Origin of the sequence: Acrocarpospora phusangensis, assembly GCF_016862995.1 — a bacterium.
GTDB lineage: Bacteria > Actinomycetota > Actinomycetes > Streptosporangiales > Streptosporangiaceae > Acrocarpospora > Acrocarpospora phusangensis.
Genome location: NZ_BOOA01000018.1, coordinates 1 through 14940 on the forward strand (window position 1 = coordinate 1; position 14940 = coordinate 14940).

17 protein-coding genes are annotated in these 14940 nt (G+C 71.2%); 7 read left to right on the forward strand and 10 right to left on the reverse strand.

The window, feature by feature from the left end:
• The 8 genes from Aph01nite_RS13100 to Aph01nite_RS13135 all read right to left on the reverse strand — a co-directional run.
• On the reverse strand, window positions 1-867 hold an 867-nt coding region (locus tag Aph01nite_RS13100), incomplete at its 3' end, for a class I adenylate-forming enzyme family protein (protein WP_204041119.1).
• Entirely contained in the window at window positions 864-1259 is a 396-nt protein-coding gene (locus tag Aph01nite_RS13105) for an SgcJ/EcaC family oxidoreductase (protein WP_204041120.1), read from the reverse strand. The genes Aph01nite_RS13105 and Aph01nite_RS13100, both read right to left, overlap by 4 nt.
• Complete coding sequence (locus tag Aph01nite_RS13110) at window positions 1256-2938, reverse strand: class I adenylate-forming enzyme family protein (protein ID WP_239161642.1); 1683 nt, start codon at window positions 2936-2938, stop codon at window positions 1256-1258. The genes Aph01nite_RS13105 and Aph01nite_RS13110 overlap by 4 nt, the downstream gene beginning before the upstream one ends.
• Before the next feature lie 8 nt (window positions 2939-2946).
• The gene (locus Aph01nite_RS13115; protein WP_204041121.1) at window positions 2947-4260 is read right to left on the reverse strand and encodes an ABC transporter substrate-binding protein; all 1314 of its coding nucleotides are present in this window, start codon (window positions 4258-4260) and stop codon (window positions 2947-2949) included.
• Window positions 4257-5282 carry a branched-chain amino acid ABC transporter permease gene (locus tag Aph01nite_RS13120; protein ID WP_204041122.1) on the reverse strand — a complete coding sequence of 342 codons (1026 nt, stop codon included), beginning with the start codon at window positions 5280-5282 and terminating at the stop codon, window positions 4257-4259. Before Aph01nite_RS13120 ends, Aph01nite_RS13115 begins: the two co-directional genes overlap by 4 nt.
• Window positions 5279-6175, reverse strand: a complete 897-nt coding sequence (locus Aph01nite_RS13125; protein WP_204041123.1) for a branched-chain amino acid ABC transporter permease — start codon at window positions 6173-6175, stop codon at window positions 5279-5281. Before Aph01nite_RS13125 ends, Aph01nite_RS13120 begins: the two co-directional genes overlap by 4 nt.
• Before the next feature lie 9 nt (window positions 6176-6184).
• A complete protein-coding gene (locus Aph01nite_RS13130; RefSeq protein ID WP_204041124.1) occupies window positions 6185-6895 on the reverse strand; it encodes an ABC transporter ATP-binding protein in 711 nt (236 codons plus the stop codon).
• Window positions 6892-7686 carry an ABC transporter ATP-binding protein gene (locus Aph01nite_RS13135; RefSeq protein WP_239161643.1) on the reverse strand — a complete coding sequence of 265 codons (795 nt, stop codon included), beginning with the start codon at window positions 7684-7686 and terminating at the stop codon, window positions 6892-6894. The genes Aph01nite_RS13130 and Aph01nite_RS13135 overlap by 4 nt, the downstream gene beginning before the upstream one ends.
• Before the next feature lie 186 nt (window positions 7687-7872).
• Here Aph01nite_RS13135 and Aph01nite_RS13140 point away from each other — a divergent pair, with 186 nt between their 5' ends.
• From Aph01nite_RS13140 to Aph01nite_RS13170, 7 genes are all read left to right on the forward strand, one after another.
• Complete coding sequence (locus tag Aph01nite_RS13140) at window positions 7873-8400, forward strand: nuclear transport factor 2 family protein (RefSeq protein ID WP_204041125.1); 528 nt, start codon at window positions 7873-7875, stop codon at window positions 8398-8400.
• Window positions 8397-9128, forward strand: coding sequence for an SDR family oxidoreductase (locus Aph01nite_RS13145; protein WP_204041126.1), 732 nt, complete (start codon window positions 8397-8399; stop codon window positions 9126-9128). Before Aph01nite_RS13140 ends, Aph01nite_RS13145 begins: the two co-directional genes overlap by 4 nt.
• Complete coding sequence (locus Aph01nite_RS13150) at window positions 9125-9811, forward strand: VOC family protein (protein ID WP_204041127.1); 687 nt, start codon at window positions 9125-9127, stop codon at window positions 9809-9811. Before Aph01nite_RS13145 ends, Aph01nite_RS13150 begins: the two co-directional genes overlap by 4 nt.
• Entirely contained in the window at window positions 9808-10863 is a 1056-nt protein-coding gene (locus Aph01nite_RS13155; protein WP_204041128.1) for an NAD(P)H-dependent amine dehydrogenase family protein, read from the forward strand. Before Aph01nite_RS13150 ends, Aph01nite_RS13155 begins: the two co-directional genes overlap by 4 nt.
• Entirely contained in the window at window positions 10860-12647 is a 1788-nt protein-coding gene (locus Aph01nite_RS13160) for an AMP-binding protein (RefSeq protein ID WP_204041129.1), read from the forward strand. The genes Aph01nite_RS13155 and Aph01nite_RS13160 overlap by 4 nt, the downstream gene beginning before the upstream one ends.
• A gap of 48 nt (window positions 12648-12695) precedes the next feature.
• Window positions 12696-13025, forward strand: a complete 330-nt coding sequence (locus Aph01nite_RS13165) for a helix-turn-helix domain-containing protein (protein ID WP_204041130.1) — start codon at window positions 12696-12698, stop codon at window positions 13023-13025.
• 139 nt (window positions 13026-13164) lie between these two features.
• A complete protein-coding gene (locus tag Aph01nite_RS13170; RefSeq protein WP_204041131.1) occupies window positions 13165-13620 on the forward strand; it encodes an NUDIX domain-containing protein in 456 nt (151 codons plus the stop codon).
• 49 nt (window positions 13621-13669) lie between these two features.
• Here Aph01nite_RS13170 and Aph01nite_RS13175 read toward each other — a convergent pair whose 3' ends face one another.
• Both Aph01nite_RS13175 and Aph01nite_RS42130 read right to left on the reverse strand, forming a co-directional pair.
• A complete protein-coding gene (locus Aph01nite_RS13175) occupies window positions 13670-14734 on the reverse strand; it encodes a cobalamin-independent methionine synthase II family protein (protein ID WP_204041132.1) in 1065 nt (354 codons plus the stop codon).
• A gap of 40 nt (window positions 14735-14774) precedes the next feature.
• Window positions 14775-14900 carry a hypothetical protein gene (locus Aph01nite_RS42130; protein ID WP_275419224.1) on the reverse strand — a complete coding sequence of 42 codons (126 nt, stop codon included), beginning with the start codon at window positions 14898-14900 and terminating at the stop codon, window positions 14775-14777.
• Window positions 14901-14940 lie beyond the last annotated feature (40 nt).

Below are 14940 nucleotides of genomic sequence, written 5' to 3' on the forward strand. Positions count from 1 at the left end.
CGGCAGCGCCGAGGCCGAGTGCAGGATGGTGCCCAGAGTGTCCAGGACCTCCGGACGCCGGCGGACCTCCTCGATGAAGGCAGGCACGAGCGGGCTGGGCGCATAAGTGAAATTCGAACCCTCGCGGATCATGGCGTCCACCCAGGCATCGGGATCGCGCCCGGCCATGAACGAGAGTGTGCCGCCCAGGTAGAGGTGAGGCAGGATCACCCCCCAGAGCCCGGCCACGAACGAGAACGTCCCGGTGAACGCGCACCGACTCCCGGCGGAGAGCCGGTAGTGGAACGGAATGTGCCGGATGATCCGCGTGAGGGTGGCGTCGGAGAACACCACCCCTTTGGGCGTTCCGGTCGTGCCGCTGGTGTAGCCGATGACGGCGGGATGCCCGCCGGGGGCGGGATCAGGCAGCCGGTCGGACGCCTGGCGGAGCAGATCCGTGTAGCGGGTTCCCACGATCGGGTCGTCGCCGATCGTGACCACGACCCCGAGGTCGTACAGGCCCGGGAGCTCCGAGACCACCCCGGCCCGGCCCGACGTGACGACGAAAGCGCGCACATCGGCGTCGGCCAGGATCTCGGCCACCTCGGGAGCCGTCAGCCGGTCGTTCACGTGCACCGCCGTGAAGCCGCCGAAAGCGCAGGCCAGGTACGCCTCCAGCGTCTCCACCCGGTCCTCGGCCATGAGGGCCACCCGATCGCCGGGCCGTACGCCATGGGCGTGCAGCGCGTTCGCGAACCGGGCAGCCGATCGGCCCAGTTCGGTGTAGCTGCGGCGCTCGCCGCGGACGGCGATCGCGGTCCGGTCGCCGAAGCGCCGGACCGCGTTGGCCAGCAGCCCGCCCCAGGTGTCCGGGGAGCGTGCGGTCACGCCGCGAAGTCCTGGGCCAGGCCCATGCCGCGCAGCAGCGTGGCCCGGTCGTAGTATTCGAGCCACTCGGTGACCAGCCCGTCCCGGATGGTCAGCACGCCCACCACCGGCACTTCGCCGTGGCTGCCGCGCACGTCGAAGACATCCAGGCGCTCCATGAAGACCCGGCCGCCGATCACGCCCATCGCGCGGATCTGCAGGCTGAGCCGTTCCAGGCCGTCGGTCAGCACCGTCAGCCGGTTCCTGATCGCCTCCCGCCCGGTCAGCGGCTCCTGCATCACGCTGTGCAGGACCCCGTCGGGCGCGAACAGGCCGACCACCCGCTCCCAGTCGAGCGTGTTCCACGCCTCGACCATGTCCCTGGCCACGGCCAGCCGCTCCTCGTCGTTCACGCGTCCCCCTCCGCGATCTCCTGGCGGAGCTCGCGCTTGAGAATCTTGCCGACCGGGTTGCGGGGCAGCGCGCCCCGCACCTCCAGCCGTTCCGGCAGCTTGTACGAGGCGATCTTCGCCTCACGGAGAAACGCGACCAGGTCGTCGAGGGAGACCTCGGCGCCCGGCGCGGGAACCACGACGGCGCAGACCTTCTCGCCCAGCACCTCGTCGGGGTAGCCCACCACGGCCACCTCGGCGACCGCCGGATGCCCGGCGAGCAGGCCCTCCAGCTCGGCGGGGGCGATGTTCATGCCGCCTCTGATGATCAGGTCCTTGGCGCGGTCGACGTAGCGGAGGAACTCGCCGCGCTCGCCGTCGATCACGAAGACGTCGCCGGTGCGCAGGTAGCCCTGCTCGTCGAACGGGTCGGGGAGCCGGGCGCCGTTCAGGTACCCGGCGAAGACGGTCGGGCCCTTGATGCGGAGTTCGCCGGGCACGCCGGGTTCGGTGACCTCCGTACCGGTCTCCGGGTCGACGAGCCGGACCGAGACCTGGCGGGAGATCCTGCTGGACCAGGTGACGCCGGGCACGCCGTACCGGGGGAAGAAGCGGGCCCGCTGGGCCGGGTCGGGCACGTCGTGGGGGTCGGTGAGCAGGGCGATGCCCTCGTTGGAGCCGAAGAAGTTGACGATGCCGATGCCGTGGTCCTCCTGCCAGCCGCGCACCATCGACGGGGCCAGCGGCACCGAGCCCGACCCGATCAGCCGCAGCGACGAGATGTCCGCCCGGGCGAGCAGTTCGGCCCTCGCCAGCAGCAGCGTGAGCAGCGCGGGCGGAGCGACCGTGTACGTCACCCGCTCCGCGCTGATCTGCCCCAGGAACGTCGGCAGGTCGAACGGGTGGTGCTGGACCAGCACGCCGCCGACCCGCAGCCACGGCAGGAACATGCCGTTGATCCCGGCCATGTTGACCATCGGGAACGGGTTCAGCAGCACGTCGTCGCCGGTCAGCCGGGGTGCGTCCACGGTCGCCCAGCTCATCGCCAGCCAGTCGTAGTGGGTGCGCGGCACGCCCTTCGGGGTGCTCTCGGTGCCGGAGGTCCAGCAGATGGTGACGCAGTCGTTGGGGTCGGCCGGGTTGGCGGCGGCGTACTTCTCGACCTCGTCGCGGGCCGCTGTCAGGTCGAGCGCGGCGAGTTCCCGGGCCAGGCCCTCGCCGTACGCGAAGACGGGCACGCCGGACGCCTGCCGCGCCTCGTCGGCGAGCCGCCGGTCGCCCATCGCGGCAACGGTGAGGAAGGCGGCGAACCCGGCCAGAGCGCCGAGTTCGCGCACCTCGTGCTCCCGGTACTGCACGGGCAGCGGCGACACGACCACGCGCAGCCGCCAGCAGGCCAGGTAGACGGTCACCAGCTCGACCGTGTTGGGCAGCTGCACGGCCAGCACGTCGCCGGCGCGCAGGCCGCGCCGCAGCAGCACGGCCGCCAGCCTGCTCACCTCGTCGTCCAGCTCCCGCCAGGTGAGCCGGCGCGGCTCCATGCCGGCCAGCGCGGCCTTGTTGGCCGGATCGACCAGGGCGAGCCGGTCCGGTTCCGCGGCGACCCTGGCCCGGAACAGCTCGTCCATCGTCTCGTCGGACCACCAGCCGAGGGCGGTGTACTCCGCCACCCGGCCGGCGGGGTGCAAACCTCGTGTCATCGCCCGGCTCACTGGTAGTTCTGCGAGATGTCGATGACGTCGCCCTGCGCCTCGAAGGTCTTCTTCTCGGCCGACCAGGCGAACGGGCGGAACGCCATGATGCCCAGGGCCTGGGTGGGCGTCACCTTCCAGTCGATGCCGTCGATGAACATCGGCGGGTGGTAGCTCTGGGTCCTGGCCGCGTTCATGATGCCGAGCCTGCTCAGGCCGTCCGGGGAGGCGGCGGCCTTGGTGAAGGCGTCCACCATCAGGTCGCCGACGACCCAGCCGTTGACCGTGTAGTTGTTCAGCGGCAGCTTGTTGCCCTGCGCCTCCAGGTCGGCCAGGTACTGCTTGACGCCGGGGTCGTCGGCGTAGATCGGGTTGCCCGGGTCCTTCAGCCAGACCATGATCTGCTGACCGTCGGCGGCGTCCCCGGCGGGCTCGTACAGGGTCTTGCCGTCCACGCAGTTGGCGGGCTGGATGAACGTCTCCGGCTTCCAGCCGGCCCGGCCGACCGCCATGCTGAGCGCCAGGCAGTCGGTGGTCACCCCGGCGTCCACCAGCACCTTCGCGCCGCTGGCCTTGAGGGTGGTGGCGGCCGCGTTCGGGTCGGTCAGCGGCGCCTCCTTGACGATCTTGATGTTGCTGCCCTCGATGGCCTTCTTGAAGCCGTTCGCGTACCCCTGGCCGGACTCGGTCTGGTTGGCGGCGAGGGCGACGTCGACGCCGTCCGGGTACTTCTGCTTCAGCTGGGCGACCACGACGGCCATCTCCACCTCGGCGGAGGGCAGGTACTCGGTGGTCCACGGGAAGTTCACGGCGTCCCGGTAGGCGGGCACCGACGCCTGGCCGAACAGCAGCGGCACGCACGCCTCGTTCTGGTCGTCGGCGATGGCGTTGAGCTGGCCGGAGCCGAACGTGCTGAGCACGTGCACGCCGTCGGCCTGGATCAGCTCGCCCACGTTGGCCTTGGCCTTCTCCGGGTTGAACGCGTCGTCCCTGGCCACCACCTCCAGCTTCACCCCGCCGATGCCGCCGGCCGCGTTGGCGACCGCGAAGCGGGACTTCATGCCGTCGATGACCGCGCCCACCGCCTGGGCCAGCGGCCCGGACAGGGCGGCGCTCCAGCCGACCTTCAGGGTGCCGGTGATCGGCTGGGCGGCGGCGGCCGGGTCGGCGCAGCCGTCGGTCGGGGTCACGCTCGCGGCCGAGGAGGCGGGGGCGGCGGCCGTGGCGGCGGGATCGGCGGGGGAGGCGGGGGCGGCCGTCTCGCCCCCGCCGCAGCCCGCGGCGAGCAGGACGGCGGACAGGCCGACGGCGGCCAGGTATCGGTTTCTCACGGGCGTTCTCCCTGGTTTTCGTGGGGGGCGATGCGGATGAAGCGCCCGAGGAAGCGGCCGGCGACCCCGGCGATCCCTTCGGGCATCAGGAAGACGATGGCGATGAGGACCGCCCCGAAGATCACCCCGGACACGTGGCCGGAGGCCAGGTCGGCGGTGAAGTAGGGCAGGTAGACGACGGCGAACGCGCCGACGACCGGGCCGAACAGGGTGGCCGCGCCGCCCAGGAACAGGCCGGTGATGAGCTCGATCGACTTGAGCAGCGTGAACGAGCCGTCGGGGGAGAGGGCGCCGACGTACATGGCGAACAGGCTTCCGGCCAGGCCGGTGACGGCGCCGGAGAGCCCGAAGACGGTGGTCTTCACGGTCGCCAGCCGGACCCCGGAGGCCGCCGCGGCGATCTCGTTGTCCCGGGTGGCGATCATGGCGATGCCGAGGCGGCTGCGGGTGAGGTTGCGGACCAGCACCAGCGTGATCAGCAGGGCCGCCGCGCTCACCCAGTAGAGCCAGATGCCGCGCTGCGGCACGGTCAGCCCGGTCCACTCCGGCGGGGCCAGCTGCCGCGACCGGATCACCAGCCCGGCCGCGCCGCCGGTGAGGTCCTCGAACCTGCGTACCACCTCGGGGAAGGCCACCCCGACGGCCAGCGTGACCAGGGCCAGGTAGAGGCCGCGGATGCGGAGCGCGGGCAGGCCGACCACGAAGCCGAGCACGGCGCACAGCAGCACCGCGAGCGGGATGGTGGTCATGGGGGCGGCGCCGTACGTGACGACCATGACCCCGGTCGTGTAAGCGCCGAGCCCGAAGAACGCCGAATGCCCGATGGACAGCAGCCCCGTGTACCCGGTGGCCAGGTTGAGGCCGCTGATCGCGATGGCGAAGATCATCACATTGGTGAGCTGGCCGACCCGGAACGCCTCCATGGTCGCGCCGAGCAGCAGCGCGCCGGCGGCGGCGGCCAGGCCGGCGATCTGCAGCCCGCGGTGGGCGGCCGATCCGGTGCGCACGTGGATGGGGGTCACAGGCGCTCCAGCTGCCGGGTGCCGAACAGGCCGGTCGGCCTGAACAGGAGGATCAGGACGATGACCACCAGCGCCGCCGTCTGCGGCAGGGTGCCGCCGATGAACTCGACGTAGCCGGTGATGAGGGCCTCCAGCACGCCGATGGCCAGGCCGCCGACGACCGCGCCGACAGGGCTGTCCAGGCCGCCGAAGAGCGCGGCCGCGGAGGCGTAGATGAGGATCGGGAACATGGTGGTCAGGCTCAGCTGCGTCGCCGAGAGCGGCGTGACCAGCACCCCGGCCAGCGAGCCGACGATCCCGGCCAGGCCCCAGCCGAGCATCAGGATGCGCCCGGTGGGCACCCCGCTCAGCGCGGCCGACTCGGCGTTGTCCGCCACCGCCCGCATCTGCAGGCCCAGCCTGGTCCGGTTGAACAGGAAGAACACGCCCGCGATGAGGGCGAGCACGACCAGCCAGACGCCGAGCGCGTCCCAGTAGAGGCGGGCGCCCGCGACCGGGAAGAAGTCCTCCAGACCGGCCGGGAACAGGCTGGGCATGGGCTTGGTCTCGGAGTTCCACAGCAGCCCGGCCAGCGCGTTGAACGCGGTGAACAGGCCGAGCGCGACGATCAGCGAGGCCATGTCGTTGCGTCTTCGGATCGGCCGGATCAGGGTGCGCTCCACCACCGCCCCGAGCAGGAACCCGGTGGCCCCGGCCGCGAGCGCGCCGGCCCAGATGGGCAGGCCGACCGTGGTCAGCCACCAGGCCAGGTAGGTGGTGAACAGCGCCATCTCGCCCTGGGCGAAGTTGATCGTCCCGGTGCTCCGGAAGACCACCACCAGGGCCAGCGCCATGATCGCGTACACGGCGCCGTTGGTGACGCCGTCGAAGAGCCGTTCAAGGAAGATGTCCATGGGTGGTCCTCAGTAGCCCAGGTAGGCGCGCCGGACGGTCTCGTCCTCGCGGAACTCGGCGGCCGTGCCCGACGCGATCACGCGGCCGACCTCCAGCAGGTAGACCCGGCCGGCCAGGGCCAGCGCCAGCTCCGCGTTCTGCTCCACCAGCAGCAGCGAGACGCCCTGCTCCCGGTTGATCGTCGCCAGGATGCCGAACAGCTCGGCCACGATCTTGGGGGCCAGGCCCAGGCTGGGCTCGTCGCAGAGCAGCAGGCGGGGGCGGCTCATCAGGGCGCGGGCCACGGCCAGCATCTGCTGCTCGCCGCCGGACAGGGTGCCCGCGGCCTGGCCGGTCCGCTCCGCCAGCACGGGGAAGACGCCGCACCAGCGCTCGATGTCCTCCTTGATGCCGCGCTTGTCGCGGCGTAACGCGGCGCCGACGTGCAGGTTCTCCAGGACCGTGAGGTGCGGGAAGGTGCCGCGGCCCTGCGGGACCAGGCTGACGCCGCGGGCCACCACGGCGTCCGGGCGCAGGCCGGCCAGCGGCGAGCCCTCGAACTCCACCCGGCCGCCGAAGCCGATCAGGCCGGCCAGGGCGCGCATCGTGGTGGTCTTGCCCGCGCCGTTGGCGCCGAGCACGACGACGGCCTCGCCTTCCTCGATGGTCAGGTCCACGCCGTGCAGGACGCGGGCCTGGCCGTACCCGGCGGTGAGGTTCTGGACGGAGAGCAGGGTCATGACGCCTTCCCGAGGTAGGCCTCGATGACGCGGCGTTCTGCGCGCACCTCGTCGGGGGTGCCGTCGGCGATCTTGCGGCCGAACTCCATGGCCACGACGTGATCGGAGATGCTCATCACCAGGCCCATGTGGTGCTCGACCAGCAGCGCGCCGAGGTCGTGGTCGCGGCGCAGCCGCAGGATCAGGTCGCCGAGGTCGCGCACCTCCGCGTGGGTGAGCCCGCCGGCGGGCTCGTCGAGCAGCAGCAGCCTCGGCCGCGCGGCCAGCGCGCGGGCCAGTTCCACCCGTTTCAGCGTCCCGTACGGCAGGCCGTGCGCGGGCCGGTGGGCGACGTCGGTCAGGTCCAGCTCGGCCAGGATGTCCATGGCCTCGCCCTCGATCCTGCGCTGCCGGGACCGGGTGCCAGGCCAGCCGAGCAGCGCGGCGGCGAAGCCGGCCTGGTGCCGCGCGTGCGCCCCGGCCACGGTGTTCTGCAGCACGGTCAGCGACGGGAACAGGGCCAGGTTCTGGAAGGTACGGGCGATGCCGAGCCGGACCACGTCGTGCGGGCGGACCCGGGCCAGGTCGGTGTCCCCGAAGCTGACGCCGCCGGAGTCGGGGCGGTAGATCCGGGTCACGCAGTTGAACAGGGTGGTCTTGCCGGCTCCGTTGGGGCCGATCAGGCCGCAGATCTCGCCGGGGGCGACGGTGAAGCCGACGCCGTCGAGCGCCGCGACGCCGCCGAAGCGCAGGGTCACGTCGGTCACGGTGAGGGCGGGCCGGTCGGTTCCGGTCGTGCGAACCATCTGCATCTGACGTGCTCCAATGCGAGCTTCATACTTCAGTTAGCAGTGTGTTGCTGGTCACAGCCTTACTACAACAAAGAGAGTAAGGCAGTCAACGGTTCGCAATCCGACCGAAACATCACTGCAACCAACCCTGACCCTGGTCTTAGTCACTCTCTTAGTTGTAGCGTGCGGGCAGGACGGAGGTTTGCCATGGACGATCGGCTTCAGGCGCTGCTCGACAAACAGGAGATCTACGAGGTGCTGGCGCGGTACCTGCGCGCGGTGGACCGGGGAGATCTGGACGGGGTCGCCGCGTGCTACCTGCCGGGGGCGACCGAGGACCACGGCGGCGTCTTCGCCGGGAGCGCGACCGACTACGTGGCCGGCATCGCGCGGGTGCTCACCCATCCCCGGAGCAGGACCATGCACGCCATGACGAACGTGCTCATCGAGCTGGACGGGGATTCGGCGGTGGCCGAGTCGTACGTGACGACGTACTCGCGGGTCAAGACACCCGGCGGTCCCGGGGCCTCGTTCGTGGGGGCGCGGATCGTGGACCGGCTGGAGCGGCGGGACGGCAGGTGGGGGATCGCGCACCGGGCGCTGGTCTGGGAGTGGAGCCACGACGCGCCGGCGGCCGAGACGTGGATCTTCGGAATGCTCGTCCCCGATCCCGACACGCTCGCCCGTGGCCGGAAATTTCCGGACGACATCGTGTACACGGGGGGTGCGCAGTGATCAAGGGCTGTACGGCGCTGGTGACCGGCGGCAACCGCGGCATCGGCCAGGCGTTCGTCGAGGAACTCCTCGCCCAGGGCGCCGCCAAGGTCTACGCGGCCGCCCGCAACCCCGCCGACGTCACCACCGGAATCCCGGTACGGCTCGACATCACCGACCCCGAACAGGCCGCCGAAGCCGCCAGGACCTGCGCGGACGTGACCCTGCTGATCAACAACGCGGGTTACTTCGCCAACGAGCGGCTGATCATGACCGACGACCTCACGGCGGCCCGGGAGGAGATGGAGGTCAACTACTTCGGCACACTCACCATGATCCGGGCCTTCGCGCCGGTGCTCGGGGCCAACGGCGGCGGCGCCATCGCCAACGTGCTGTCGGTCGCCGGGATGGTGCCCAGCCCGTTCATGGGCGGCTACTCCACCTCCAAGGCCGCCGCGCTCTGGCTCGGCACCATCGCCCGCGCCGAGCTGGCCGCGCAGAACACCCAGGTCACCTCGCTGATCGTCGGGTCGGTGGACACCCGGATGGCCGCGCACGTGGACGGCCGCAAGGAGGACCCGCGCGACATCGCCCGCGCCGGGCTGCGCGCGGTCGAACGCGGCGAACCCGTCGCCGACACCGACTGGATGGCCGTCGACGCCCGCGCCCGCCTGGCCCGCGACCCCGCCCGGTACGAACGCCAGCTCGCCAAGCTCCTCACCGTCGAGAATCTCCGGACCGGCCGATGAGCACCCTCATCCAGGCGACCGTCGCCGTCCACGACCTGACCACCGCCGGCATCCGCGAACGTCTCTCGCTCGCCCCCGGCTTCCCCGACCCCGAACTCGCCTCCTGGGGCATCACCAACGAAATCCTCACCCTCGGCGAGACCTACATCGAACTCGTCGCCCCCACCGGCCCCTCCTCCCGCCTCAACCGTTTCCTCACCGACGGCGAAGGCGGCTACCTGCTCGCCCTGCGCGTCCCCGCCACGGCCACCCTCACCCGGAGGTGCGCCGAGCGTGGGGTGCGCGTCATCCACCAGCAGGACTTCCACGGCGCCACCATCACCCAGCTCCACCCGGCCGACCTCGGCGTCCTCGTCGAAGCCGACGAGATCCCACCCGGCCGCGCGTGGCACTACGACACCTGGCCGGCCGCCGGCGTTGACACCTCGCCGCAGGCCGGGGACATTCTCGCGGCGGACGTTGCCGTGGCCGATCCAGCCGCCATGGCCGAACTGTGGGCGTACCTGTTCGATGCCGAGGTGCTTCCCGGAGGGGTGGTGCGGGTGGAGTCGAGGGTTGTGCGGTTCGTGCCCGTCCAGGGGAGGCGGGGGCTGGTGGGTGTGGATTTACGGGCGACGGGGTCCCGTGAGGAGACGGTCGAGTTGGCGGGGTTGCGGATTCGGCTTGTTCCGGAGGGGTCATGACGATCCGGGTCATTCAGTGGGCGACCGGGGCCGTCGGGAAGACCTGTCTGCGCGCGGTGCTCGACTCGCCTGAGCTGGAGCTCGCCGGGCTGTTCGTCTACGGGGACCGGAAGGTGGGGCGGGACGCCGGGGACATCGCCCGGCGTCCGCTGACCGGGGTGATCGCCACCCGGGATCGGGAGGAGATTCTGCGGACTCCCGCCGACGTGGTGGTGCACACGCCGCGGTTGCAGGTGCCGTACCAGACGCATGACGCGGACATCTGCGCGTTGCTGCGGTCGGGGAAGAACGTGATCACCACGGCGGGGAACCACTTTCCGCGGGCGCACGGCCCTGAGCGGGAGCGGATGTTCCTGGACGCGTGCCTGGAGGGCGGGGCCACGCTCTACGGAGTCGGGGTCAGCCCCGGCGTCGTCGGCGAGCGGATCGTGCTCGCGCTCACGGGCGTCTGCCTCGACCTGGAGCGCATCGTCATCGACGAGGTCCTGGACGCCAGCCGGGTGCCCGACCCGGACTTCGCCTTCACCGTGATGGGCATGGGCTCCGACCCCGCCGCGATCGACCTCGTTAACGGCGACCTGCCCGTCCTGTACGGCCACCTGTACAAGGAGACCCTCGCCTTCATGGCGGAACGTCTGGGTCTGACGGTCGACGCGTACGAGCCGGACCACCACGTCGAACTGGCCGACCGCGAACTCCAGGTCGCGGCCGGGACGATCGCCAAGGGCACGGTCGCCGCCACCGAATGGCGCTGGCACGCGATGTCCGCCGGCCGCCCGGTGCTCACCCTCTCGATCATCTGGACCATGGACCCCGCCATGCCCCGGTACGCCGGTCGCGACCACTGGACCGTCACCGTCACCGGCAAACCCGGCCTGACCATGACCCTCAACCTGATCGAGCCCGACGACCCCGCCAGCCGCACCACCGCCGGCCAGTACGTCACGGCCGGCCCCGCGATCCGGGCCATCCCCGAGGTCGTCGCCGCCCCGCCCGGCCTCTTCGAACCCCCGGTCTTCGCCCCCTACCCCTTCCCCCGGAGGACGGCATGACGAGCAACCGCATCCGGCAGGCGAACGGCAGCGGGGGAGCAGACCCGGACACCGGCCCCACCGGCACCTTTTCCCTGGACGGCGCGGATTCCCTGGACGGCGCGGATTCGTTGGACGGCGCGGATTCCCTGGACCGCGGGGATTCGTTGGACGGCGCGGATTCCTTGGACGGCGCGGATTCCTTGGACGGCGGCGACGAGACGCAGCGAACCGCGCACGCGGAGGGCTCGGATCGGGACTACGCGCGGCACGCCGACGGCAGTCGGGTGGACCGGCTGGCCGACATCCTGCGCCGCCGCGCCGCGGCCACTCCCGGCCTGCCCGCCGTCATCGAACCGGCCTCGACCGTGACGACCTTCGCCGACCTGGACCGCCGTTCCAGCCAGGTCGCCCAAGCCCTGCTGGCCGACGGCGTACAAGCGGGGGACCGGGTCGCCTACATCGGCGTCAACTCCCCGGCCTTCCTGGAGGTCCTCTACGGCGCCGCGAAGATCGGCGCGATCGCGACGGCCGTCAACAACCGGCTGACCGCCGGAGAAGTCCTGCGCATCCTCACCGACGCGCGGCCCGCCGCCCTCGTCCTCGGCGCGGGCGACGCCGGACTGGCCCCGGAACCGGGAGCCGTGCCGTCCCTGACCCGCGTGGTCACCGCCGACTCCTACCAAGCTTGGCGCGACGCGCACCCGGGCGAGGACCCCGGCGTCGTCCCCGACCCCGAGGACGCCGCGCTGATCTTCTACACCTCCGGCACCACCGGCCTGCCCAAGGGCATCATGCTCAACGGCCGCAACCTCGGCCAGGCGCTCGCCACCATGCACTACGAGATCGAACTCGACGGGACCTCGGTCGCGATGGCCCCGATCCCGTACTTCCACATCTCCGGCCTCGGCCTCGCCCTGATCGCCGCCGTCAACGGCGCGGCCCTGCTCCTGGAGACGGCGACCTCCCCGGAGACCCTCCGCGACCTCCTGATCAGCCGCCGCGTCTCGCACGCCGTCCTGGTCCCCACCCTCATCCAGCGCCTGGTCTCCCTGGACGACATCTCCGGCAACGACTGGTCGTCCCTCAAATACGTCGTGTACGGCGCGTCGCCCATCCCGCTCCCCGTCATCCTGCGGGCCACCGAGACGATCGGCTGCCGCTTCCTCCAGTCGTACGGCCTCACCGAGTCCACGGGCGGCGTCACCATGCTCCGCCCCGAAGACCACCTCCCGGCCCCCGGCCAGGAACGCCGCCTCACCTCCGCCGGCCGTCCCATGCCCGGCGTGCCCGTACGCGTCGTCGATCCCGAGACCCTCCAGGAACTCCCGGCCGGCCAGCGTGGCGAAGTCCTCATCGGCGGCGGGCACGTCATGCTCGGCTACTGGCAGCGGCCGGACGAGACCGCCGCCACCCTGCTGCCCGGCGGCTGGCTGCGCACCGGCGACGGCGGCTCCTTCGACGAGGACGGCTACCTCTACCTCCACGACCGCCTCAAAGACATGATCGTCACCGGCGGCGAGAACGTGTACCCGGCCGAGGTCGAATCCGTCCTCACCGCCCACCCCGCCATCGCCGAGGTCGCCGTCATCGGCCGCCCGTCCCCCGAATGGGGCGAATCCCCCCACGCCGTCGTCGTCCTCCGCCCGGACTCCGGCCCCACCACCCCCGACCAGATCATCGCCTTCGCCCGAACCCACCTCGCCCACTACAAATGCCCCCGTACGGTCTCCTTCACCGACGCACTCCCGCGCAACGCCAGCGGCAAACTCCTCAAGAACCACCTCCGCGACAAGTACGCCTGACCTCCCGGGTTTGACTCTCGGGTAGCTCGAAGGTGCAGCGTTGGGGTCGTGAGTGACGACGCGGAGCTTTTCACGGTCGGCCGGCTGGCCCGGCGCACCGGACTGCCGGTCCACACCATCCGGTTCTGGGCCGACAGCGGCGTGGTGGCGGAGGCGCGCCGGTCAGCGGGCGGCTACCGCCTGTTCGACGCGGCGGCCGTCGCCCGCTTCGAGCTGGTAAAGACCCTGCGCGAGCTCGGCATCGGACTGGAGGACATCCAGCGGATCCTGACCCGGCGGGTCACGGTCGCGCCGCCGAACGCGCCCGGCTCGCGACCCGGCTGGCCATCCTGGCCGACGCCCAGGTCGAGCGCTACTGGCACCTCCTGGCGACCCTGAACGACCACCCGCCCGGCCCTTCCGTCATCCCGCCCTTCACCTGGCTGATCGAAGCCCTGGGCGCCGATCGCGATAACTGATCTCCGTCACCCCGGCCGTCTGGCAGAGTTGGGCCAGGCGGCCGGGTGCGGAGGTGGGCGTGAACGCGTTGCTGGCGAGGGTGTGGCGGCTGGCCAAGCCGCTTCAGTGGCGGTTTCTGTGGACGGTGAACGCGAAGTTCATGTGCGGCATCACCGGAGTCGTACGGACCGAGGACGGGCAGGTGCTGCTGCTGCGGCACCGGCTGTGGCCCACCGAGCGGCCGTGGGGGTTCCCGACCGGGTACGCGCACAAAGGCGAACGCCACGAGGACACGATCGCGCGGGAGGTCCGGGAGGAGACCGGGCTGACCGTCGAAGTCGGACGGCTGCTCAAGGTGAACAGCGGCTTCAAACTGCGCATCGAGGTGTACTACGAAGCCACCCTGGTGGGCGGGCTCGAAGGGCTGCGGCTCGACCCGCGTGAGGTCCTGGAGGCGCGCCTGTTCGCCCCGGATGAGTTGCCCGCCGGGATGCCCGACGGGCACAAGGAGCTGCTCCGGCTGGTCAGCCGCTGAAACTGGAGCGCCTGACAGAATGACCCGCGGCGGGGCCGGCGACGAGTGTTCAGGTGCCGAGAGCGGCGGAGGCCAGGGCGGTTCCTTCCAGGCGGGCGCTGATTTTGGCGAAGGCCAGGTCGCGGGAGGTGGAGGTGTCGTCGGCGAAGGGGGAGAAGCCGCAGTCGTCGCAGGTGCCCAGCTGGGCCGGGGGGATGTGGCGGGCGGCGGCCAGGACTCGGTCGCGTACCTGTTCGGGGGTTTCGAGGACGGGGTCGATCGGGTCGGTCACGCCGACGAAGACGCGGGCGTCCGGCGGGAGGTGGGTGGCGACGATGGCCAGGACGCGGTCCGGGTCGGGTTCGCTGGCCAGCTGCACGTAGAAGTTGCCCGCCTTCAGCTGGAACAGCTTCGGGAGCAAGCCCGCGTAGTCGATGTCCAGGCTGTGGGTGGAGTCCTGGTCGCCACCCGGACAGGTGTGCACCCCGATCCTGGCCCGCTCCTCGGCGGTGAAACGTTCGAGGACCTGGTTGTTCAGGCCGATGAAGGCGTCGAGCACGCCCCCGCTGGGGTCGAGCTTGAGTGACAGGCGGCCCTCGGTGAAGTCGAGCTGCACCACGTGCGCGCCCGCGTCCAGGCAGCCGCGGATGTCGGCCTCCGCCGCGTCCACCAGGTCCGCGATGAAACGTTCACGCGGGTAGCCGGGAATGCCGTCCGCCGGATACAGCAGGCTCAGCGCGGAGGGCGCGATCACGGCCTGCTTGACCGGCAGGCTCGTGTGGCGCTGGGCGGCCTTGAGATAGGTGTCCGCGTGCGTCTGGTAACTGAAGGGACCGCTGGTCAGATGGGGCAGCTGCCGGGTGTGGCCGTCCGCGAACGGGATGACCGCGCCGTCCGGGCTGAGCCCGGCGAAGCCGCTGATCGGGTAGGTGGCGAAGCTCGGCTTGGACTGCTCCCCGTCGACCAGCACGGGACAGCCCAGCTCGGCCAGCCGCCCGATCGTGTCGGCGACGGCCACGTCCTGCCGTTCGGCCAGCTCACCTGCGCTGATCCGGCCCGCCGCATGATCGGAGAGTGCGGCGAGCAGTTCGGGGGGTCGGGGGATACTACCGATTGGTTCAGTCGGAATTCCCATGAGCGTGATCGTAGATATCGAACCTACGGTAATCAATCGATCACCAGAACGAGCGCGCCCGGTCGCCGGACGCCCTCACGGTGAGCGGAATCTCCCGGTCTTCGCGGACGAGCAGGTCGACGGTTCGCGGGGCGAGGACCGGAACCCGGCGGCGAATACGGCGCATGCACGTCTCATGGCTCGTATTCACCGCCGGGCCCCGGAAG

Coding starts and splice junctions, on each gene's coding strand:
- Aph01nite_RS13110 (WP_239161642.1), bottom strand. CDS start 2,938: ATGACACGAGGTTTGCACCCCGCCGGCCGGGTGGCGGAGTACACCGCC.
- Aph01nite_RS13125 (WP_204041123.1), bottom strand. CDS start 6,175: ATGGACATCTTCCTTGAACGGCTCTTCGACGGCGTCACCAACGGCGCC.
- Aph01nite_RS13130 (WP_204041124.1), bottom strand. CDS start 6,895: ATGACCCTGCTCTCCGTCCAGAACCTCACCGCCGGGTACGGCCAGGCC.
- Aph01nite_RS13135 (WP_239161643.1), bottom strand. CDS start 7,686: ATGCAGATGGTTCGCACGACCGGAACCGACCGGCCCGCCCTCACCGTG.
- Aph01nite_RS13140 (WP_204041125.1), top strand. CDS start 7,873: ATGGACGATCGGCTTCAGGCGCTGCTCGACAAACAGGAGATCTACGAG.
- Aph01nite_RS13150 (WP_204041127.1), top strand. CDS start 9,125: ATGAGCACCCTCATCCAGGCGACCGTCGCCGTCCACGACCTGACCACC.
- Aph01nite_RS13155 (WP_204041128.1), top strand. CDS start 9,808: ATGACGATCCGGGTCATTCAGTGGGCGACCGGGGCCGTCGGGAAGACC.
- Aph01nite_RS13160 (WP_204041129.1), top strand. CDS start 10,860: ATGACGAGCAACCGCATCCGGCAGGCGAACGGCAGCGGGGGAGCAGAC.
- Aph01nite_RS13175 (WP_204041132.1), bottom strand. CDS start 14,734: ATGGGAATTCCGACTGAACCAATCGGTAGTATCCCCCGACCCCCCGAA.
- Aph01nite_RS42130 (WP_275419224.1), bottom strand. CDS start 14,900: ATGCGCCGTATTCGCCGCCGGGTTCCGGTCCTCGCCCCGCGAACCGTC.